Genomic DNA, 22,850 nt, shown 5'->3' with positions numbered 1-22,850 from the left:
ATATGCAAGCGTGTGCAAGAGGTGTGAAATGTCAGTTACCATTAAAGATATTGCCAAGATAGCAGGGGTAAGCCATTCAACGGTATCCCGCAGCTTGAATGACAGTCCGTTGATTTCAACAGAAACCAAGCAGAGGATACAGCAAATAGCAAAAGAGTTAGGGTTTGAATTTAATGCCAACGCACGGGGACTGAGTATCAGAAAAACGGGAACGATAGGTTTGATTTATCCTGAAGCTTTTGAGGACTTTAACGTTAATCTATTTTTTAGTCCACTGCATAACCATATCCGGAGGACACTAGAAAGAGAAGCTCTGGATCTTATCGTCGGATTCCCTAAGAACAGGTTTACCGGTGAAAGTAATATCCAGAAACTCATTAACCGAAAAAAGGTTGATGGGCTCATTATTGTGCATTCCAAAGTAGACTATTATGACTTGAACTATATAAAAAGTTCAAGAATTCCCTTCGTGTTTTTACATCAAAAACCTGCGCATATTGATGATGAAGTGGATTTTTTTTGCACCGACCATTTTAAAGGTGGCTATTTAGCCACAGACCATCTATTGAAGCTAGGATGTCGAAATATAATATGCCTATCTGCCGACGGAGAGGAATTTGAAATGAGAACAGAGGGATATAAAGCCGCACTTAACGATGCTGCTATACCTTTTAATGACAGCCTGGTGTTAAAAGGTGATTGTTCTTTTGATTCCGGATATAAAGCGATAAAACAAACTTCCGGAATATTAAAGAAAATTGACGGCATATTTGCCCAGAGTGACTTAATGGCATTAGGAGCAATACAGGCATTGCAGCAGTTAAATATTAAGGTTCCGCAGGATATAGCAGTTGTGGGATATGACGACATTGAATTGGGGACATATTTCTCACCTAAATTGACCACCGTACACCAACCAAGAGAAGAAATAGCAACACTGGCATGTGAACGCTTGATTGAGCTGCTAAGCGATAAAGCTAAAAAAAGAAAAGCAAAAAAGATTATCCAGCCCACACTGGTGATAAGAGAGTCTTGCGGATATGGACAATAAAAACTTTTATTACAAATGCACACGTATGCATAAAAGAAAAGATTTAAACAGGAAAGGGGTATCAATGAATGGAAAGAAAATGGTGGAAAGAAGCAGTGGTATATCAGATTTATCCAAGGAGCTTTTATGATTCCAATGGAGATGGCATAGGAGATTTAAGGGGGATTATCTCAAAGCTTGATTATATAAAGGATTTAGGAGTAGATGTTATATGGCTTAATCCTGTCTATAAGTCGCCTAATGATGACAATGGGTATGATATCTCGGATTACTATAATATTATGGATGAATTTGGAACCATTGCAGACTGGGAAGAATTACTGGAAGAGATGCATAAGAGAGGCTTAAAGCTAATTATGGACCTGGTAGTCAATCATACTTCTGATGAACATTCCTGGTTTATAGAGTCGAGATCATCTAAAGATAATGAAAAAAGAGACTATTATATATGGAGAAAAGGCAAAGATGGAAAAGAACCCAACAATTGGCGGTCATGTTTTTCACCATCAGCCTGGGAATATGATGAAAAAACTGGTGAATACTATTTGCATTTATTCTCCAAAAAACAGCCGGACCTCAACTGGGAGAACCCTAATGTCCGAAAAGAAGTATATGATATGATGACCTGGTGGTTAGATAAGGGTATTGATGGATTCCGAATGGATGTTATCAATATGATTTCCAAAGTAGAAGGATTACCCGATGCTCCTCGGAAAAATAATGATCCGTATCAAGATGGAGGACAATATTATTTAAATGGTCCCAGAGTCCATGAATTTTTACAAGAGATGAATAAAACAGTGCTTTCAAAGTACGATATCATGACGGTTGGAGAAACACCAGGTGTGACACCGGAAGAAGCGTTACTTTACGTTGGTGATGACCGTGAAGAACTTAATATGGTATTTCAATTTGAATTAATGGATATAGATGCTGGAGTAGATGGAAAATGGGATGTTGTTCCCTGGAAGCTGACTGATTTCAAAAGGATCATGACCAAATGGCAAAAAGAATTGCACAATAAAGGCTGGAATAGCCTGTATTTAAATAATCATGATCAGCCAAGAATGGTTTCTCGTTTTGGAAATGATACAGTTTATAGGACAGAATCGGCAAAGATGTTAGCAACGATGTTGCATACATTGCAAGGGACTCCTTATATTTATCAGGGAGAAGAAATTGGAATGACCAATGTTAAATTTGATTCCATTGATGAATATAAGGATATTGAAACATTAAATTACTATAATGAAACTGTGGTTAAAAGAAATGCAGATGTCCAGAAAATTCTGAATGCAATTTATATAAAAGGAAGAGACAATGCAAGGACGCCTATGCAGTGGAACAATGAGAAAAACGCAGGCTTTACAACGGGTACTCCATGGATTAAAGTGAACCCAAATTATAAAGAAATTAATGTAAAGCAGGCGCAGGAGGACCCAAATTCCATACTGCATTATTATAAGAAATTAATTCAATTAAGAAAACAAAATCTTACCATAGTATACGGAAATTATGTGCAAATATTAGAAGAACATCCCGAAATATATTCATATTTAAGATGTTTAGATGATGACAGATTACTTGTAATATTGAACTTTTCTGGTGAAATGCCAGTATTCAATTTGCCTGAAGAAATTATCTGTAAGGATAAAGAACTATTAATTTCAAATTATGATGTCGATGTTAAAGAAGAATTAAAAGGTTTAAAGTTAAGGCCCTATGAAGCAAGGGTTTACCGTTTAAAATAAAATTAAAATAAGGAGAAGTTTATAATGGGATTTTGGGAGACTCAAGAAAATGTGAGAGTTCAATGCACCGGTAAGATAGACAAGTTTTATCGTGAAGGAAATACGCTATTATTTTATAGCGAAAAGGCGGTACAGAGAGTAAAAGTACTTTCATCTAACTGTATCAGAATTACTTTTAGCTCCAAAAAAACTTTCTTAGATATCCCATCCTTTGCTGTAGTCAATGAACCTATAGAAGAGAGTTTCTCCGTCCAGGAAAAGGATGAGGCAATATTTATACGTACAAAGGAAATCACCGCAAGTATTGATAAACAAAATGGAAGAATTATTATATCCGATTCAAAAGGAAACATCATATCTGAAGATATTGACTACGGGTTTAGCTGGACAAAGGATACCGTAAAATGTAAAAAGAAAATGAGCAGCAGTGATCATTTCTATGGACTGGGTGAAAAAACGGGATACCTGGATAAAAAAGGCAGAAAATATGTGATGTGGAATACCGATGAACCTACACATACTCCTACAAAAGACCCTTTGTATAAGACAATTCCGCTGCTGATTACATTTAACGGACATTATGCGTCGGGGATATTTGTGGATAAGACGTGTAAGTTGTGGTTTGACCTGGGAGAAGAAAATAATGAATATTTTACTTTTGAAGCAGAAGATTTTGAGATGGATTACTACTTTATCTATGGTCCGGGTATAAAAAGGGTCATAAGCACGTATTGTGACCTCACAGGCAAAATGAGTTTACCACCCATGTGGGCACTGGGATACCAGCAATGCCGTTTTAGCTATTATCCCGAAGAGATGGTCAAAAGTTTGGCAGATTCCTTTAGGCAGAAGGATATTCCCTGTGATGTAATTTATCTGGATATTGACTATATGAATAAGTATCGTGTATTTACATGGAACAGCAATCGCTTTCCAGATCCCGAGAAGATGTTAAAGGAACTGAGGGAAAAAGGGTTTAAAGTGGTTACAATTGTTGACCCCGGTGTTAAAAAGGATGCTGAATATGATGTATATGTCGAAGGAGTAAAAAAAGATTTATTCTGTAAGCAGGTTACAGGAGAAATCTATCACGGTAAGGTATGGCCGGGGGTTGCTGCTTTTCCTGATTTCTCAAAAGAGGAGACACGCCAATGGTGGGGAGAAAAACATCAGGAATTATTGGGTAAAGGAGTTGCGGGTATCTGGAATGATATGAATGAACCCAGCGATTTTTCAATAGAATCCCAAGATAGGACGCTTTGTACCGTTCCAAATGATGTAATCATGGATAATGATGGACACCCAAGAACTTTTGCCAAGTACCATAATAGCTATGGATTTAATATGTGCAGAGGCACTTATGAAGGATTTAAGAAGATAAAGCCGAATGAAAGACCTTTTATGGTGACCAGGTCAGCCTATGCAGGCATCCAGCGGTATTCTTCTGTTTGGACAGGAGATAATCACAGTTGGTGGGAGCATCTGGCAGCATCCATGCCTATGCATATGAATATCGGTCTTTCCGGGGTGCCCTTTGTTGGAGGAGATGTAGGAGGATTTCAAGATAATGCTACTCCCGAATTGTTTGCCCGATGGATGCAGCTTGGGGCATTCACTCCCTTTTTTAGAGCACATTCATGTATAGATACAAAGCCTCATGAACCATGGGAATTTGGAGAAGAAGTAGAGGATATCTGTAGAAAATATATCAAGTTAAGATATAAACTGCTTCCCTACAATTATAACGAATTTTACAAAGCCAGTCAAACCGGGCTGCCCATCATGAGACCTCTGGTACTTGAATATGCAGATGATGAAGATGTGCATAACTTATGTGACCAGTTCCTGTACGGAGAAAGCATCATGATTGCCCCTGTATATCGACCATCAACAGATAAGAGATGCGTATATCTTCCTGAGGGGGGTTGGTATGACTACTGGACAGATAAGGTATATGAAGGAAAACAATATATATTGGTAGATGCACCGCTGGATACGCTGCCAATCTTTATCAAGTGTGGCTCCATTATTCCTATGGCTCCAGAAATGAATTATGTGGGCGAGAAGGTAGTGGATGTTTTAACACTGGAAATTTATCCTGACAAAGAAACCACATATTCACTGTATGAGGATGATGGACTAAGCAACAGGTATAAAGAGGGTGAATATCGTATTACGAATTTTGAACTGATGGTGAATCAGGATGGACTCTCTTTTAACATTACTCCAGTGCACAAAGGCTATGACGTCAAAAGGGAAAAATATGTGTTGAATTTTCATGATATAAATAAAGAGCCGGTAAAGATACAATGCACAGATGAATTTTCTTATTACTATGATGTGCACAAAAGGATATTAAGTATAACTTTAAAAGATGCAAAAACACAGCAGGTTATTACAGTTAATTACTAATACCTTTTAGTAAATAATCATCAAATATGTTAACGGACAAAGTCTTTTTAACACGAATTTAACAGTTTGCATTAAAAAACTCTGTTGACAAATATAAATCAGGCTGGTAAAATGTTAGACAATTATACTTAAATAGTAAAAAGCGATGAAAGAGGTAAAAAATATACTGTACTCTTAAGAGAGCCGGTGGTTGGTGCAAATCGGTGGGAGGTATATATAATAATCTCACTCTTGAGCTATACATCTGAAATTACAGTAGGATGTATCGGAATACTCCGTTATAGTATGAGTAACTTTATACTCACTGAGGCTACTGTTGTGAAACAGTAGTGAAGTAGGGTGGTAACGCGAAGAAGCATTCCTCGCCCCTGTACATGTGCATGTACAGGGTGCGGGGTTTTTTATTTATAAATTCGCTCAATATTTTGTTACTTGTGAACCGTAAACTGTGAACTATGAACTGCTTGGAGGTGATAAACTTGAAAATGACAGGAGCCGAGGCTTTAATCAAAGCATTGGAAAATGAAGGTGTTACAACAATATTCGGATATCCCGGGGCTGCTAACGCACCTATATATGACGTATTAAGCAGATCGAGTATAAGGCATATACTTACACGACATGAACAGGGAGCAGCCCATGCAGCCAGTGGTTATGCAAGGGTGACTAGAAAAACGGGCGTATGTATGGCGACTTCCGGGCCTGGAGCGACAAACCTTATTACAGGAATTGCAACCGCATATATGGATTCCATACCCATCATAGCCATTACCGGTCAGGTATCCTCGGAAATGATTGGCCGTGATGTTTTTCAGGAAGTAGACATTACAGGAGCTACAGCACCGTTTTGTAAGCACAATTATCTGGTAAAAAATGTAGAAGACCTGACGAGAGTAGTTAGCGAGGCATTCCATATTGCCTCTACCGGGAGGCCAGGACCGGTGCTAATTGACATACCTATAGATATACAGCTGGATGAAGTGGAATATCAACCTTTTAAAGTACCCGAAATAAGGGGTTATAAGCCAACCTATAAGGGTCATGCCCTCCAATTAAAGAAAATTGCTGAAGCAATTAAGGAAGCATCCAGCCCTGTGATATGCGCAGGAGGTGGTGTAATTACATCCGGCGCAACCAGTGAATTGATAGAACTTATAGAGTTAGTGGGTATTCCTGTAACAACAACTTTAATGGGAATAGGAGCTATACCGGCAGATCATCCGCTCTATCTTGGCATGTTAGGTTCCCATGGAGTTCATGCAGCTAACCAGGCTGTAACAAAGGCAGATCTATTAATTGTCATGGGAGCAAGAGCCGCGGATAGGGCTATTGGTAAAACTGATAAATTCGCAAGGCAAGCTAAGATCGTGCACATAGATATTGACCCCGCAGAAATAGGTAAAAACCTTGGGACACATATACCTATCGTAGGGGATGTTAAAACCATACTGCAGCAGCTGACAAAATATATTCAGACTGGCTACAAAGAACAGTGGGTAGCTACCGTATCCCGATGGAAGAATGCAAGATTGGCAAATGATAGTAAGGATAGTCTTGAAGATAACAGGTATGTAAATCCTAAATATGTATTAAAAGTATTGTCTGAAATTACCAGGGGTGAAGCTATTGTCGCCACTGAAGTAGGGCAGAACCAGATATGGGCTGCCAACCACTATTGCACTATCCATCCGGGAAATTTTCTGACTTCCGGAGGACTGGGGACAATGGGCTATGGCCTTCCGGCTGCAGTCGGTGCAAAGGTCGGGAGACCGGACAAAACGGTAATCGCAATTTCAGGAGACGGAAGCTTTCAGATGTCCATGCAGGAATTAGGGACAATGAGGCAGTGGGGCATTGAAATTAAAATAATTCTTTTCAATAATAACCGCCTGGGAATGGTGCGTGAGTTACAAAAATTAAAATACAAGTCAAATTATTTTTCAGTAACGCTGGAAGGAAGTCCTGATTTTATAAAACTAGCTTCAGCTTATGAGATACCGGGAGAAAAAATTACACAAAATAGCAAAGTAAGAGAAGCGCTCGAAAGGGCATTAAACTATAAAGGGTCCTACCTATTAGAATTTCAAGTGGATCCTGAGGAAAACACACTATGATGGGGAGGTATTTTAAAATGGCGAAACATACTTTAGCTGTTCTCGTAGAAAACCATCCAGGGGTACTATCAAGAGTAGCCGGATTGTTCAGCCGGAGAGGTTTTAATATAGACAGTCTCGCGGTTGGAGTTACTGAAGATCCTAATGTATCCAGAATGACAATAGTAGTTGACGGAGATGATTATACTGTAGAGCAGGTGACAAAACAGCTCAATAAACTTATAGATGTAATTAAAATAAGACAGTTGGATACAGCGGATTCTGTAAGCAGGGAACTTGCACTCATAAAAGTAAATGCAAATTCAACGACGCGTTCAGAAATTATCCAGATCGTTGACATTTTTAGAGCGAAGATTGTAGATGTATCCAAAAATACCCTTACCATAGAAATGACAGGCTCAGGAGATAAGATAGCCGCTTTTGAAGAAATGCTTAAACAATTCGGAATTAAGGAAATGGTAAGGACAGGAACCATTGCGATTGAAAGAGGGAATCAGGTAATTAAAGCGGAAGGCAGTGGTGAGACAGGAGTAGGGAGTGGGGAGTAAAATCCCGGCATAAAAAATGATGAAAATACAATAATATTTAAAAATATAGATGGGGAATGCGGATAGATTTGAGAAACAGAGGAATACTTTTCACTACGCACTATCCACTCCCCACTCAATAAACGGGAGGTTAATAATATGGCAAAAATGTATTATGAGAGTGATTGTAATCTGGATCTATTAAGTGGAAAAACTGTAGCAGTAATTGGTTATGGAAGTCAGGGTCATGCACATGCCCTTAATCTACATGAAAGCGGAGTAGATGTGATTGTAGGGCTGTATGTAGGAAGCAAGTCCTGGAAACTGGCGGAAGAAGCAGGATTAAAAGTAGCTACTGCATATGATGCAGCAGCTCAGGCAGATATTATTATGATACTCATTAATGATGAGAAGCAGCCAAAGCTTTATAAGGAAAGCATTGAGCCTAATTTAAAAGCTGGTAAGGCACTTGTTTTTGCCCATGGCTTCAATATTCATTTTGGTCAGATTGTACCGCCTGCTGACGTAGATGTATTTATGGTGGCGCCAAAGGGACCCGGGCATACTGTAAGAAGCCAGTACCAGGAAGGCAGAGGGGTTCCGTGTCTTATTGCAGTATACCAGGATGCTACTGGAAGGGCAAAAGACCTCGCTTTAGCATATGCAAAAGGCATAGGTGGTGCAAGGGCAGGAATTCTTGAAACTACATTTAAGGAAGAAACAGAAACAGACTTATTTGGAGAGCAGGCCGTACTCTGTGGTGGAGTTTCTGAGTTGATGAAGGCAGGTTTTGAAGTTCTTGTGGAAGCCGGATATCAGCCGGAAAGTGCATACTTTGAATGTTTGCATGAGATGAAGCTCATTATAGATCTTGTAAATCAAGGCGGATTAAGTTACATGAGATATTCCATCAGCGATACTGCTGAATATGGGGATTATTCTGTTGGAAAGAGGATCATCACCGAACAAACCAAGAATGAAATGAGAAAAGTACTAAGAGAAATACAGGATGGAACTTTTGCAAAGAACTGGATTCTTGAAAATCAGGCAAACAGGCCATCCTTCAATGCAAGAAGAAAAATGGAGCAAGAGCATCAGATAGAAGTTGTAGGAAGAGAATTGAGAAAGATGATGAGCTGGTTGAAAAAATAATTTAATGAAAGTTAGTGTGGGAGCGCGCACCATTCTACCTTTCAATTAGTTCGGGATTCCCAATATATTACATGCATTGTGACGGGTGAATAGTATCATGCATGAAATGTTGCAGCCGGAAAATCACCATAGAGGGTGATTTTAGGCTTATCCCGGCATGAATGCCGGTACAAGTCGGTGGGAAAATATAGAATGCATGATGCTACTTACTGCAATGTAACGTACTAAGTGTATTTTATATATTATTTTCTGTACAGAATAAAGTCATAAAGCGTAGTATGGAAAGATACTGAAGAATGGTTCGGGGTTGGGGACTGGAGGCTTTATAGCGTTAATATAAACTCCAAGCTCCTGACTCCGAGCTCCGAACTATATTATTAGTGAAAGGGGATTAATATGTCTAAGAGGATTAAAATTTTTGATACGACATTAAGGGATGGGGAGCAAACTCCCGGTGTAAATCTGAATATTCAAGAAAAGTTAGAGATTGCAAAACAATTAGAAAAGCTTGGTGTAGATGTAATGGAAGCAGGGTTTGCCATTGCATCTCCCGGGGATTTTGAAGCAATAAAAGCTGTTGCTGCTGAGATTAAAAATGTTACGGTAGCCAGTCTCTGCAGGGCTGTAGAAAAGGATATTGACAGGGCATGGGAAGCTGTTAAAAATGCTGTAAGTCCTAGAATTCACACATTTATAGCTACTTCTGACATTCATATGAAGTATAAGCTTAAAATGAGCGAAGATGAGGTGCTGGAACGGGCTGCAGCAATGGTAAAGTATGCAAAGAAATACTGCAGTGATATTGAATTTTCTGCTGAAGATGCCGGAAGGTCAAGGCCCGAATTTTTATACAGGATTTTTGAAGCGGTGATTGCTGCAGGGGCTACCTGTATCAATATTCCCGATACAGTAGGATATACTACTCCATTTGAATTTGGTAACCTGGTTAAAGGTATCAAAGAAAATGTTAAAGGAATAGAGAAGGTAGATATTAGCGTACATTGCCATAATGACCTTGGAATGGCGGTAGCGAATACGTTGGCTGCTGTAGAAAACGGGGCAACTCAAATTGAGTGTACCATCAACGGACTGGGAGAAAGAGCCGGAAATGCGTCACTTGAAGAAGTAGTGATGGCATTGACCACACGAAAAAATTACTACAACATCACTCATAACATAGATACTACCCAGATCTATAGGACCAGTAAACTGGTCAGCAGTCTTACTGGTGTATTGGTACAGCCGAATAAGGCTGTTGTAGGAGCAAATGCCTTTGCCCATGAATCAGGTATCCATCAGCATGGCATCTTAAATGAAAAGAGCACTTATGAAATAATGACGCCGGAGTCCATAGGGTTATCCCAGAATAAGATGGTGTTAGGCAAACTTTCAGGACGGCATGCCTTTGAGGATAGATTAAAGGAAATGGGATATACTCTTGATCAAGAGGCAATCAATAAAGCCTTTGAAAAATTTAAAGAGCTTGCCGACAAGAAAAAAGTAGTACTTGACGATGACATCCAAGCCCTGGTGGAAGAAAGAGTTTCTCAAATTCCTGAAATGTATCAACTGGTAAGCTTTCAAATTAACAGCGGTAATAAGGTAATCTCTACGGCAGTGATTGAATTAAATAGAGAAAATAGTGTGATTACAGAAGCGGCTACAGGAGATGGTCCCGTAGATGCAGCGTTTAATGCAATCGAACGGGCAATAGGCATGGAGCTTAAGCTGGTTGATTATAATTTAAGAGCCGTTACCGGTGGCAAAGATGCTTTGGGTGAAGTTACCGTAAAAGTTGCAAAAAATGGTGGGAAGCCTTTCATAGGAAGAGGGATCAGTACCGATATTATTGAAGCCAGCGTAAAGGCATATCTTAATGCAATAAACAGGATGTTAAGCGAAATTAGTTGAGACTGGAATTAGGGAGGCAACATAATGAATAAAGTATATATCTTTGACTCCACTTTACGCGACGGTGCCCAGGCAGAGGGAATATCCTTTTCAGTAGAGGATAAACTTAAAATAGTAGAAAGGCTGGATAAGCTAGGTATATCTTATATTGAAGCAGGAAATCCCGGCTCAAATCCGAAGGATTTGGAGTTCTTTGAGCGGGTAAAAAAGATGAAACTAAATAACATTAGGCTTACTGCTTTTGGGAGCACACGCAGGGTTGGAATCAAGGCTGAAGATGATAATAATGTACAGTCCTTACTCAAGGCAGATACTCCTGCAGTAGCAATATTCGGCAAAAGCTGGGACTTACATGTTACAGATATATTAAAAACTACTCTCGAAGAAAATTTAAACATGATAAGGGATACGTTAAATTTCTTCAAACAGAAGGGTAAAGAGATAATCTTTGACGCAGAACATTTCTTTGATGGGTATAAAGCTAACAGCAGTTATGCATTTGAGGCTCTGCAGGCTGCCGTTGAGGGGGGGGCCGATTGTCTTGTATTATGTGATACCAACGGAGGAAGCTTTCCATTGGAAATATACGAGATAACAAAAAAAGTATGTGAAAAGTTCAATGTGCCGATAGGAATTCACTGTCACAATGATACCGGAATGGCGGTGGCAAATTCCATACTTGCGGTACAGGCAGGAGCAGTTCATATACAGGGTACATTCAATGGTTTTGGGGAAAGATGCGGCAATGCCAACTTGTGTACTATTATCCCGGATTTACAGCTTAAGATGGGAATTGAGTGTATCCCGGCAGACAATATGTCGAAACTTACTTCTACCGCAAGGTTCGTCAGTGAAATTGCTAATGTAGCCCACGACGAAAGGGCACCCTATGTAGGTAATTCTGCCTTTGCTCATAAAGGCGGTATGCACATTGATGGTGTAAACAAAAATCCAAAAACTTTTGAACATATCAATCCTGGACTGGTGGGTAATGAAAGAAGATTCCTAATGTCGGAGGTTGCGGGAAGAGCAACTATACTTTCCAGAATTAATGAGGTTGCTCCCGAGCTTACCAAAGATTCTCCCGAAACCAAGCAGATTATTGACAAATTAAAGGCATTGGAGCATGAGGGTTACCAGTTTGAGGGTGCAGAAAGCTCTTTTGAATTAGTGATAAGAAAAGAATTAGGAAAATATAAACCTTTCTTTGAGTTGGAGCACTTTAAGGCAATTGTAAGTGAACCCAGTGGCGCCAGTCACAGTTCTTCGGCAATGATCAAGATACGTGTAGATGGGGAAGAGGAAATTACAGCCGCAGAGGGCGATGGTCCGGTTAACGCACTTGACAAGGCGCTCAGAAAAGCACTGGAGCGTTTTTATCCGCAGCTTAAAGAGATGCACCTTACTGATTTTAAGGTTAGGGTGCTGGATTCCAAGACTGCAACAGCTGCAAAGGTTAGGGTACTGATAGAATCTACCGATGGTGAACATGTATGGAGTACCGTAGGGGTTTCCACCGACATTATTGAAGCCAGCTGGAGAGCGCTGGTAGATTCAGTTGAATATAAACTTCAAAAGGATCAAGAATAAATAGATAAAAAAACCTCCCAATATTAAGTAGAGTGGGAGGTTTTTCTTATATAACATTTTTATCCTTTTACTGCTCCGGAAGTAAGACCCGAAATAATACGCTTTTGGAATATCAAAACCATTATAATCAGCGGGACTGTCACAACAACTGCGGCAGCTGCTATTTCTCCCCATGGAATGGTATATTGCCCTACATACATGGTGATTCCTACCGGCACCGTCTTCATTTCCTCTTTGGGATTGATGGTTAACGCAAATAAATATTCATTCCATGCCGCAATAAACACAAGAATAGCGGTTGTAAATACTCCCGGCATTGCCAGCGGTGCAATGATTTTAATAAAAGCCTGGAATGGACTTGCCCCGTCAATTTTTGCTGCTTCTTCCAATGAAAAGGGAATTTCCTTAAAAAACGTAGTTAGATACCATACAGATAATGGCAGTGTAAAGGTAGTATACGGGATAATCAAACCTAAATAAGTGTTTCTAAGCCCCATTGTTTTCATAAACAAATAAACCGGCGAGATGATAGCAATTTGCGGAAACATTGATACCGCCAGGACAATTCCTAAAATAATTGACTTTCCTTTAAATTTCAAGCGGGCTATTGCATAGGCTGTAAAGGAAGCAATAATAATGGAAAACACTGTTGTCACACTGCCTACTATAAAACTATTGTACAGATATCTTGCAAAAGGTCTTACTGAAAAAATGGTTACATAGGAATTAATGGATGGCCTGGTTGTATATAACTTAAAGGATGTAAAAATTTCATCCGGCGTTTTTATGGATGTTAGAAATTCCCAATAAAATGGAAACATGATAATAAATATAAATACTGTCAAAAATATATAAAATCCTGGTCCTGCTTTTTTTTGCATCTTCAAACCTCCTCTCACTTATCCTGGCCTCTTAAGATATCTGCCCCCAAGAGTTTGATATACCCGATACTAATCAATGAAATACAAATAAACACTACAATGGAAAGGGTAGAACCTCTTCCAAAATCCATCTGGGCAAACATTGTTTTGTATGCATATACCGAGATGGTCTCGGTAGAATTTGCCGGTCCGCCGCCTGTTAATACATACACCAGGTCAAATATTCTGAAAGCATCAAGCGTCCTGAATAATAATGCAACAAGTATGGTTGGCTTTAAAAGCGGAAGGGTAATTTTAAAGAATTGCTGGATCTTTGTTGCCCCGTCCACCTGTCCTGCTTCATATAATTCGGCAGAAATTGTCTGTAGTCCTGCCAGCAGCAGTAAAGCCATATACGGTGTTGTTTTCCATACGTCTGCAAAAACGATGGAAAAGAATGCCCCGCCTTTAGTAGTTAGAAGGATTCCCGGATTTTTTACCAGTCCGAGCTTGGCAAAAAAAGCGGAAACTATTCCCGTTTGTCCATCGTATAAGAACTGCCACATCATTGCAGATACAACGGTTGGAATAGCCCAAGGTACCAGTATGGCAGCACGTACCAGACCCCGTCCTTTGAAAGATTTATTAATTAATAAAGCTATTCCAAGTCCTAAGATTAATTCAAGAAATACAGAGACAAATGTAAAGCTAAATGTATTTATAAGTGCTTTACCTAACCTGCCTAATTCACCATTACGGATTTTTAATTCATCCAAATAGTATAAATAATTATCAAACCCAACAAAGTTTGGTTTCAAAATGGAAACTCTTAAATCTTCCATGATACTGGCGGTTTCTTTTGCCGGGTCATCGCTTTTTTCACTTAACTTTTGTAACTGTTCTGTCACTTCAGCAATAGTATTCAGATATTGCTGGGCAGTTTTTTTGGAAATACTGAAATATCTTATTTTTTCATCATTTACCGGCTTAAAGCTATCTAATAAGTCTTTTACTGTTTCATAACGAGAGGAGAAACCATCCAGTTTCATCAGATTATTATGGAGCGTATCCAGTTGTGCTTTAATTGCTGTTACCTCATTGGCTTTACTTTCTTCTACACTTTTGGCTAATGTTTTGAATGAACTGTTGATGTAAAATTGTGTATCTACATATCTCTCCACATCTAATTGGTACTTTAAATGTACGGCATTTTTAGTAGGATGATTTAGCTGTAATTCAAACATACTGTACCAAAAAGATCGAATAACCGGCCATAGTGCGATCATAAAAATAATAATCATAGCTGGTAATACCATCAGATATGCCAGACCATTTTCCGACAACTGCATTTTTCGATTTCCCATACTTTTACCCCCTTTTGGACAAAAGCCATTAAGTGGTCACACTTAATGGCTTTTAAACCTAGTGCTGTTATTATTTTGCTGCAGCCACTGCCGCCTTCATCTGTTCATCCATCTTTTTTACCGCATCTTCAACAGATTGCTGTCCTGCTAAAGCTTTGGATATTTCAATCTGCATAATTTCAGACAATTTGGGATAGATTGGAGAAACTGGTCTAGGTACAGCGGCTTTTAAACCTTCAACAAATCCCGGATCTCCCATATGTGGATTCTTTGCAATTACATCTGCATCTTTGTAAAGCGGCAGATAAGTAGGAGAAAGACCGCCATCGATTGCTGAAATTTTCTGCCCTTCAGGTCCGCACATGAACTTTACAAATTCCCATGCAGCTTCAGGATGCTTTGTATTCTTGTTAATCATGGTCATCCAACCGCCTAGAGTAGCTGCTGCTCTTGCATCACCCTTTGGCAGTGGAGCCATAGCAAGCTTACCAACAATCTTGGACTGTTTTTCATCGTTTCCTAATGCCCACTGATATGGCCAGTTACGGATAAACACCGACTGCCCTTCAATAAATGCTGTGTGAGATTCTGGTTCAGCAAATGTAGTAATGTTGTTAGGCACGAAGTCAGAATTTACGATTTCCTTCATTACTTTTAAACCTTTGATAGTTTGAGGACTGTTAATGATGATGTTGCCATCGCCATCGACAACTGAACCGCCATAAGCACTGATAAACTCTACAGCATTACATACAAGACCTTCATACTGTTTTGCCTGCATTAAGTATCCGAATTTTGTACCATTTTTGCCTTTATTTGCTTTTGCTGCTGCAATTAATTCTTCCCAGGTTGCCGGTGCTTTATCAACAATATCTTTTCTATAGAATAAGAGTCCGGCGTCAATGAATTTAGGGAATGCCCATAGTTTTCCTTTGAAGGTACCTGCAGCTACCTGACCTTTCATATAGTCATCCATATTGATGCCATCTTTTTCAATCAATTTGTCAAGCGGAAGCGAGTAACCTGCTTGTGCAAATTCCGCCGGCCAGATAACGTCGACGTCAAATACATCATATTCGGTACCGCCTGCTGAGAAACTGGTAACATACTGGTCGTGTTGTTTACCAGTATCTGAAGGCATTTCTACGAATTCAACCTTGATTTTGCCTTCGTATTTCTTGTTGAATGCCTCGATAATATTGATGTTTGCTTTTGTTGCGTCCATACCTCTTGCATAGACAATCTTTACCGGCTCAGCTTTAGTTTCATTTGCCGGAGCTTTTTCTTCAGTCTTAGGTGCTGTTTCCTGTTTTTGTGCAGGTTCTTGCTTCCCTGTTTGTTTTTGACCACATGCTGCCAAAGATACAGACAAGGTCAATGCAAGTAATACCGCTATTACTTTTTTCAAATTTTTCATTAAACTTTGCCTCCCTTATTTTTTAGATTTTTTAGATTTACTAACTTACATTTACTATTTTAAAATTTTCATTATCAATTTTTAATAGAATATCTAATGATTTTGTTTGATATTTTTATGAATTTAGACAATAAAAAATGATGCTTAATCTACATTAAGCATCATTCATCATTAAAAATGTCGTTTGTGAGCATATCCCTGTAATCGGTAGGAGGGACGCCTACATATTTCTTAAAGCAGGTGCTGAAATACTGAGGGTCGCTGTAGCCAACCTTATATGCAATCTCATAGGTTTTCAGGTTGGTTTCTTTTAATAACTTCTTTGCCTGGTTTATTCTGACCTTGGAAAGATATTCAATGCATGATTCCCCTACAATTTGTTTAAACAGCTGGCTTAAATATCCCGGACTTATATGGACACTATCAGCGATCATACTGAGATTTAAGCCTTCTATCATATAGTTGTTATTGATAAATTCTTTTGCCTTTTCAATAAAGTTTCTATTGACAGTTTTTCGCTTTGAATGAATAAATTCAATAGCAATATTTACCAATTCCTGTAATTTGGATTGAATATCTTCCAGTGTATCAATGTTCAATAAAGTGAGAGGCGTGAATTTATGGTCATACACTTCCCTAATATCACCGTTAAATTCCAAGATTATTGTTATGAATTTATTGATAACCTCTATCATAAAAAGATGCATATAGTCTTTAGTCAGAGTATTTTCTGACTTAAGTATTTCAAATATTTCATGTAAAGTAGCGAAAGAAAGCTGAGTATCTCCACTTTTTACAGCTTTCATCAGTCCATTTAACTTTTCAAAAGCGCTAATGGGAATAGTACGCTTTGATGGGGGTTCAATATCACCAATATATATGATACTGTTTTTACCAAAAGTCGTCCTGTACTCCAGCGCATCCTCGGCTTCTTTATAGGACATACAAATTTTTGTCATAGTGTCATAACTCCTGCCAATGCCAATAGATACTGTTGTGTCTAAATATCTTCTAACAGAATCCTGAATCTTTTGCAGTACTGGATGTATTATTGACAGGTAACTTGGACAGGTATCATTTTTATAGCAAAATAATATTCCAATTTCATTAGGTTTTTCTTCAAATACAAAAAAAGAATTTTCCAACTCTGATAGTATTTCTTCAGACATATTTTGGACAGCAAATTTCAGTAAGTTGATATCATCCTCATTTTGTTTTTCGATCAGACTAAAATAGTCATCTAGACTTATGATCAAGCAAAAAAATCGGTCAGCATGAATGTCAATATTTAAGTACTTCAGTTTATTTATGATTTCAGTTTCTTGAAACTTACCTTTGACAAGACTAAGAAAGAACCTTTCTTTTAAAAGCGGTAAACTATCCTGTATTAATAATTTTAATTTATTAATCTGTGCTTGTTCAAGTTCTTTATGTTCCAAATCCTTACATGCTTCCTCCAATACCAGCAGCAGCTCTTCTTCATCGATAGGCTTGGTAAGATATCTAAAGACACCTAGCTCTATTGCTCTTTGAGCATAAGTGAATTCATTGTAGCCGCTTAGAAAAATAATTACAGTTTCGGGTAATACTTGCTTGATTCCTTTTGCAAATTCTATTCCATCCAAGATGGGCATATAGATATCTGTCAAAATGATATGAGGCTTAACCTCTTGTGCAATCTCCAGTGCTTTTTTTCCATTCTCAGCTTGTGCAACCACATTATATCCGTATTTATTCCAATCAATAGAATTTACGAGACCTTCTCTAATGATAGTTTCGTCATCCACCACCATGATATTATACATTTACATCCCCCTCATATTTTATGCACTCTGCATAAAACAACCAGTTATAGCTATGACTGTATAGTTGAATTATATCATACTTTCATATAAAATATAAATATATTCCATATACTTATTAATAGAAGAAAAAACTGGGAGAATAAACTTTAAAAGATTTGGATTTCCAATTGCATATTATTTTTAAAGGGGGGGGTAGTAAACTTTCATGAAAAATATTACAAGGATAAAGCTGTTATTTATATTTCTAGTCGTTGTTTTGACCTTTTCTATACCGGGATGCATATCTAAGTATAATAATACCGATATATCCGGCCAGTCCACCGAAAAAAAGCAGGACAATTCTATAACAGTTGATAAAAAGACCATCATCTACTCCTATGGAGGAAATGACCATGGAGGGAGCATGAAAAGAAATATTGAGCTTTTCCAAAAAGCAAATCCGGATATACAGGTTAAGCTGCAGCAACTGCCCGATTCTACGGATTATCAGTTCAATGCCTACCAGGTTGCTCTGTCGGCAGGGGATAGCAGCTTTGACGTATTCAATGCCGATATTATATGGATTGCCGGACTGGCTTCTGCAAACTGGATACTACCCTTGGACAGGTTTTTTGACGAAGCCAAGCAGCAGGAGTTCTTTGCAAATGCTATTGAAGCATGCACGTACAATGGGAGGATCTATGCAGTTCCCAGCAGGACTGATGCACCTTTTTTGTATTATAGGAGTGACATTATTTCTCAACCGCCAAAAACTTATGAAGAGTTAATGGCGTTAGTCAGGAAAAATAAAAATTTTCCTGGAATAAAGTATGGATATATATTTCAGGGGGTGTCCTATGAGGGATTAGTGTGCAACGTTCTGGAGTTTATATGGAATAACGGAGGAGAAGTTTTTGAAAATGGGAAGGTAGTGATCAACACCCCTGAATCTATTGAAGGGCTTCAACTCTTTATCGATATTATCAATTCGGATGTATCTTCTCATGATGTATTAGGCTTTCAGGAGGAAGATGCCCGTATAGCATTTCAGGACGGGACGGCCATATTCATGCGAAATTGGCCTTATGCATATAAACGGTTAAATGGAGAAGATTCCAAAGTAAAAGGAAAGGTAGGGGTAGCACCACTACCTGTCGGGCCGAAAGGGAAAATGAGCAGGGGAACCCTTGGAGGTTGGAATTATACAATTAACCGGCACTCAAAGAACCCTGAACTGGCGTGGAAATTCATTGAATGGATGAGCAGTTATGATGCACAGGTATTGGATAACACGGTAGGGGGATACGTACCAGCAAGAAAGGCTGTATATCATAACGAACAGGTGAAAAAGGCAAATCCATGGGTAACTGATTTTACAGGCATTTTTGAATCTGCAAAACCCAGACCTGTTTCTCCCTACTATGCTTCTATTTCTGAATCAATGCAAGTAAATTTTACGAATGCTGTTTTAGGTAAAATCAGTGCCAGGACAGCCATAGAAAATATTGAAAAAGATTTGAAAGAAATACTTTTAAGAAATAATAATTGACTGGTGGCTTGTATTAATGATGGAGGTCCATATGTTTAATGTAAAGATAAGTAATTTTTATGAACACTGCAAACAAAAATATTATGACTATCCTCTAAACTTGCAAATTAATGTTATCATTGGTTTTATTATATTGGCAACAATAGCAATCATTACAGCGATCACATATATTAAATCCTTTAACTATATAAAGGAAAGCTTCAAAGAAACAGGGTTGCTTATCCTTCAGGAAACAACGGATAAAATCAATGCCAGGCTTAAGCTGGTTGAAAATACAGCCCTTATGATTTCTACTGATTCCAGGATTCAGGATTATTTGGATTCATCGAAAAGCGTAAGCGAAAGTGAGGTAGGTAAATATTTAAACAGCTGCATTGACTTTAATAAGTATGATATACATGATAAGGGGCTCACATATATACAAAATTTAATAGATGATATTATATTTGTCACACACGAAAGTACTGTTATTGCGCGAAGGCTTCATTTCACAGCTTATAACTTTCGAAACCATCTAGGGAATGAATGGTTTCAGAATGCATACCAAGCTAAAGGGAAACTGGTATGGACTAATTGTTTTTATAACAATTCTGCAGAACAGATTTTAAAAAATAGCAATACGGATATCAATGCACAGCTAAATCAATTTATGTTAATAAGATATATTGTTAATGAAAAAAACTTTAAAGACATTGGATATATAGCGATAAGCATTAATCTCGAGAATATGTCCAGACTTATTGATAATATTAGATTTGGTAAACATGGCAACCTATATATCATTAATGAAAGCGGGAATATTTTAGCCAGTGAAAACCGGGGACAGCTTTTAAAGACAATAGAATTTGATAAAAATACCATGAACAGGGTTATGAGTTACAACGGCAGTCAAAGCTTTTTTGAGGGAACGGTTGGAAAGGAGCAAAGCTTTATTTTTTCTGCACCTCTTTCAATAAACAACTGGAAGCTTATTATTACCATTCCGGTGAGTGAGCTGAAGAATTCTGTTTCAAGTACTCTGCTATCGATTATTTCCATAGGGATACTGTCTTTTTTTGTTATAGCATCAATCAGCACTTTTATACTCAATAATGTATCCCACCCTCTCAAAAAAATAGTTACTTCTATTAAAGAGATTAGAAATGGTAATTTATCACAAAAAGTTAATGTAAAAGGATGTCTTGAAGTAAATCAGTTAAGCACAGAATTTAATTTTATGATAGATAAAATTAACAGCTTGCTGGATAAAATTGTTGATGAGCAGAAGGCTTTAAGAAAGTCAGAGCTAAAAGCACTTAGAGCCCAGATCAATCCTCATTTTTTGTACAATACACTGGATTCCATAAAATGGCTGGTGCTTTCAGGGAATGCCCATAAAGCTTCAAAGCTTATAGCTTCTCTTTCAACATTTTTTAGGATAGGGTTGAGCGGGGGCAGCGAAGAAATTCTAATTAAGGAAGAGGTCGAACATGCCAAACATTATTTGTTTATCCAAAAGCTGCGGTGTGGGGAAATGATGGATTACCTAATAGATGTAGAACCGGAAATCGAACAGTTAAAGACCCCGAAATTAATTCTTCAACCCATTGTAGAAAATGCAATCATTCATGGTTTAAATAAAAAAGAGGGAAACGGATTTATAAAAATAATTGTAAAAAAACGTGATGACCGCACGATCGCATATGAAATTACTGATAACGGTATAGGAATGAAACCGGAAGAGTTGGAAGAACTAAATGTAAAAATAAATGATCCACTGCTCCAAAGCACTGCGGGCAACCATGGTTATGCTATCAGAAATGTAAACCAGAGAATAAAATTATGCTATGGGGATGGATACGGGATAACATACAAAAGCAAATATAATGTGGGGACTAAGGTAACGGTAACTATTCCAATTGCCTCATGTGATCAAAGAACTTCCATGGAGCAAAATTTTACTGCATGAAAATAAAATTCGATGATTTTTTAAATTTTTTTATTGACGGAATTTTGAAAAAAGAATATAATGCTAAATGGAAATGCAAATGATTTGCAAATAGGATGGGGAGAGACATGGACAATCGATTGAAAAACTTTTTTACAGATCGGAAATGTAAGATAACAAAGCAGAGAAAAGCGATTCTGAATATACTTTCACAGAGTAATACATGTCTGTCGGCAGAGGAAATATACCTGGAAGCAAAAAAACTTAATCCGGGCACATGTCTTACGACTGTATATAGAACCATTGAGTTATTATCTTCAAATAACATGTTAAACAAAATAAATTTTGGTGATAATAAATATAGATATGAAATAAATTCCAATTTGCATCATCATCATATTATCTGTGTGGGTTGCAAAAAAATGATAGAGATAGAAGGATGTCCGGTTGCTGATTTTGAGAAAAGCATTAAAAACCAAACCCAGTTTAAAATAACCGGACACCGTTTGGAAATGTACGGTTATTGTCCCGACTGCCAGCAAGCAATTTAATATGAAAATAGTGGGAAGTGAACAGTGGGGAGTAAAACTGAAACCACAGAAAAAGTCCGGTTTAGCATATTTTCATCATTATTTGTGCCGGATGCGCCCGGCGTGGCAGTTAATTTAAAATAAAAAGCAAAGGTGAGAGAATTTTATGAGTCATTTACATCTTGTGGACGGAGTGATCGCGCCGGTATGGTGGATACTGGGGTATGTATTGGCCCTGGGTGTTTTAGGGTTTGCAGTGACAAAAGTAAAAAAAGAAGAGTTATCTAAAAAAGTACCGTTTATTGGAGTTATAGGTGCATTAATGCTTATAACCATGTCAGTACCTTTAGGTTTTTTACCTTTTCACCTGAACCTTACCGTACTAGCAGGAATTCTGGCAGGACCGTGGTTAGGATTTATAGCAGTCTTTATTGTCAATATTATACTGGCTTTCATAGGGCATGGCGGTATTACGGTTATAGGGCTAAACACCTTAATCATTGGAACAGAAGTTATAGTGGGGTACTTTTTATTTAAAGCGATAGCAAAACACATCAAACCGGTTACAGCGGTAGCTGTTACGGTTATTGTTACTTTATTGATATCTACTACACTAATGGCAGGCATTGTAATTGGGACCAGTGCAGGACTGGAGCATGCGCTGCCCCATGAGGAAGAAGCTCATCAAGATGAGCAGCTTAACGCTGAGGCTGAGCATGAAGAACTCGAAGAACTTCTATCCGAGATACATATCTTTGTATTTTCAGGATGGGGTGCAGTAGCTGTCATATTGCTGCTGGGAATTGCCATTGAAACCCTGGTAACGTCCTTGGTGGTTGGCTTCTTCATGAAGGTAAGGCCGGATTTAATAATGCAGAATGCAGAATGCACAATGCAGAATTGATTTTGGA

At 38.1% G+C, this 22,850-nt stretch carries 16 protein-coding genes and 1 other annotated feature; of the genes, 12 read left to right on the top strand and 4 right to left on the bottom strand.

Annotated elements, in window-relative coordinates; genetic code table 11:
• Nucleotides 1–28 precede the first annotated feature (28 nt).
• The 8 genes from CIB29_RS15340 to cimA all read left to right on the top strand — a co-directional run bounded on the left by CIB29_RS15340 (nucleotide 29) and on the right by cimA (nucleotide 12,508).
• The gene (locus CIB29_RS15340; protein ID WP_094551227.1) at nucleotides 29–1,051 is read left to right on the top strand and encodes a LacI family DNA-binding transcriptional regulator; all 1,023 of its coding nucleotides are present in this window, start codon (nucleotides 29–31) and stop codon (nucleotides 1,049–1,051) included.
• A gap of 68 nt (nucleotides 1,052–1,119) precedes the next feature.
• On the top strand, nucleotides 1,120–2,802 hold the full coding sequence (locus CIB29_RS15335; RefSeq protein WP_094551225.1) for a glycoside hydrolase family 13 protein: 1,683 nt from the start codon (nucleotides 1,120–1,122) through the stop codon (nucleotides 2,800–2,802).
• Nucleotides 2,803–2,826: 24 nt separating this feature from the next.
• Nucleotides 2,827–5,214, top strand: coding sequence for a glycoside hydrolase family 31 protein (locus tag CIB29_RS15330; RefSeq protein WP_094551223.1), 2,388 nt, complete (start codon nucleotides 2,827–2,829; stop codon nucleotides 5,212–5,214).
• 136 nt (nucleotides 5,215–5,350) lie between these two features.
• Nucleotides 5,351–5,587, top strand: a binding site (T-box leader).
• A gap of 106 nt (nucleotides 5,588–5,693) precedes the next feature.
• The gene (ilvB, locus tag CIB29_RS15325) at nucleotides 5,694–7,328 is read left to right on the top strand and encodes a biosynthetic-type acetolactate synthase large subunit (protein WP_094551221.1); all 1,635 of its coding nucleotides are present in this window, start codon (nucleotides 5,694–5,696) and stop codon (nucleotides 7,326–7,328) included.
• A gap of 17 nt (nucleotides 7,329–7,345) precedes the next feature.
• Nucleotides 7,346–7,876, top strand: coding sequence for an acetolactate synthase small subunit (gene ilvN, locus CIB29_RS15320; protein WP_094551219.1), 531 nt, complete (start codon nucleotides 7,346–7,348; stop codon nucleotides 7,874–7,876).
• 138 nt (nucleotides 7,877–8,014) lie between these two features.
• Nucleotides 8,015–9,007, top strand: coding sequence for a ketol-acid reductoisomerase (gene ilvC / locus CIB29_RS15315; protein ID WP_094551218.1), 993 nt, complete (start codon nucleotides 8,015–8,017; stop codon nucleotides 9,005–9,007).
• A gap of 396 nt (nucleotides 9,008–9,403) precedes the next feature.
• Nucleotides 9,404–10,918: a 2-isopropylmalate synthase gene (locus CIB29_RS15310; RefSeq protein WP_094551216.1), complete on the top strand. Its 1,515-nt coding sequence runs from the start codon at nucleotides 9,404–9,406 to the stop codon at nucleotides 10,916–10,918.
• Nucleotides 10,919–10,942: 24 nt separating this feature from the next.
• Nucleotides 10,943–12,508: a citramalate synthase gene (gene cimA, locus CIB29_RS15305; protein ID WP_094551214.1), complete on the top strand. Its 1,566-nt coding sequence runs from the start codon at nucleotides 10,943–10,945 to the stop codon at nucleotides 12,506–12,508.
• 59 nt (nucleotides 12,509–12,567) lie between these two features.
• Here the strand turns inward: cimA and CIB29_RS15300 are convergent, their stop codons facing one another.
• From CIB29_RS15300 to CIB29_RS15285, 4 genes are all read right to left on the bottom strand, one after another.
• Complete coding sequence (locus tag CIB29_RS15300) at nucleotides 12,568–13,389, bottom strand: carbohydrate ABC transporter permease (RefSeq protein ID WP_094551212.1); 822 nt, start codon at nucleotides 13,387–13,389, stop codon at nucleotides 12,568–12,570.
• Nucleotides 13,390–13,403: 14 nt separating this feature from the next.
• Nucleotides 13,404–14,732, bottom strand: a complete 1,329-nt coding sequence (locus tag CIB29_RS15295; RefSeq protein WP_094551210.1) for a carbohydrate ABC transporter permease — start codon at nucleotides 14,730–14,732, stop codon at nucleotides 13,404–13,406.
• 70 nt (nucleotides 14,733–14,802) lie between these two features.
• A complete protein-coding gene (locus CIB29_RS15290; protein WP_094551208.1) occupies nucleotides 14,803–16,149 on the bottom strand; it encodes an ABC transporter substrate-binding protein in 1,347 nt (448 codons plus the stop codon).
• A 161-nt stretch (nucleotides 16,150–16,310) separates the two neighbouring features.
• A complete protein-coding gene (locus tag CIB29_RS15285) occupies nucleotides 16,311–17,954 on the bottom strand; it encodes a response regulator (protein WP_094551206.1) in 1,644 nt (547 codons plus the stop codon).
• Nucleotides 17,955–18,159: 205 nt separating this feature from the next.
• Between CIB29_RS15285 and CIB29_RS15280 the strand changes: the two genes are divergently transcribed.
• From CIB29_RS15280 to CIB29_RS15265, 4 genes are all read left to right on the top strand, one after another.
• Nucleotides 18,160–19,482, top strand: a complete 1,323-nt coding sequence (locus tag CIB29_RS15280) for an ABC transporter substrate-binding protein (RefSeq protein ID WP_094551204.1) — start codon at nucleotides 18,160–18,162, stop codon at nucleotides 19,480–19,482.
• A 31-nt stretch (nucleotides 19,483–19,513) separates the two neighbouring features.
• A complete protein-coding gene (locus CIB29_RS15275; RefSeq protein WP_198543921.1) occupies nucleotides 19,514–21,430 on the top strand; it encodes a sensor histidine kinase in 1,917 nt (638 codons plus the stop codon).
• 95 nt (nucleotides 21,431–21,525) lie between these two features.
• Nucleotides 21,526–21,960 carry a Fur family transcriptional regulator gene (locus CIB29_RS15270; protein WP_094551200.1) on the top strand — a complete coding sequence of 145 codons (435 nt, stop codon included), beginning with the start codon at nucleotides 21,526–21,528 and terminating at the stop codon, nucleotides 21,958–21,960.
• 145 nt (nucleotides 21,961–22,105) lie between these two features.
• Nucleotides 22,106–22,843 carry an energy-coupling factor ABC transporter permease gene (locus CIB29_RS15265; protein ID WP_094551198.1) on the top strand — a complete coding sequence of 246 codons (738 nt, stop codon included), beginning with the start codon at nucleotides 22,106–22,108 and terminating at the stop codon, nucleotides 22,841–22,843.
• Nucleotides 22,844–22,850 lie beyond the last annotated feature (7 nt).

This window comes from Petroclostridium xylanilyticum, assembly GCF_002252565.1.
Classification (GTDB): Bacteria; Bacillota; Clostridia; order SK-Y3; family SK-Y3; genus Petroclostridium; species Petroclostridium xylanilyticum.
Note: the sequence above shows the minus strand (reverse complement) of the source record. Positions and strands in the feature narration are given on the sequence as shown.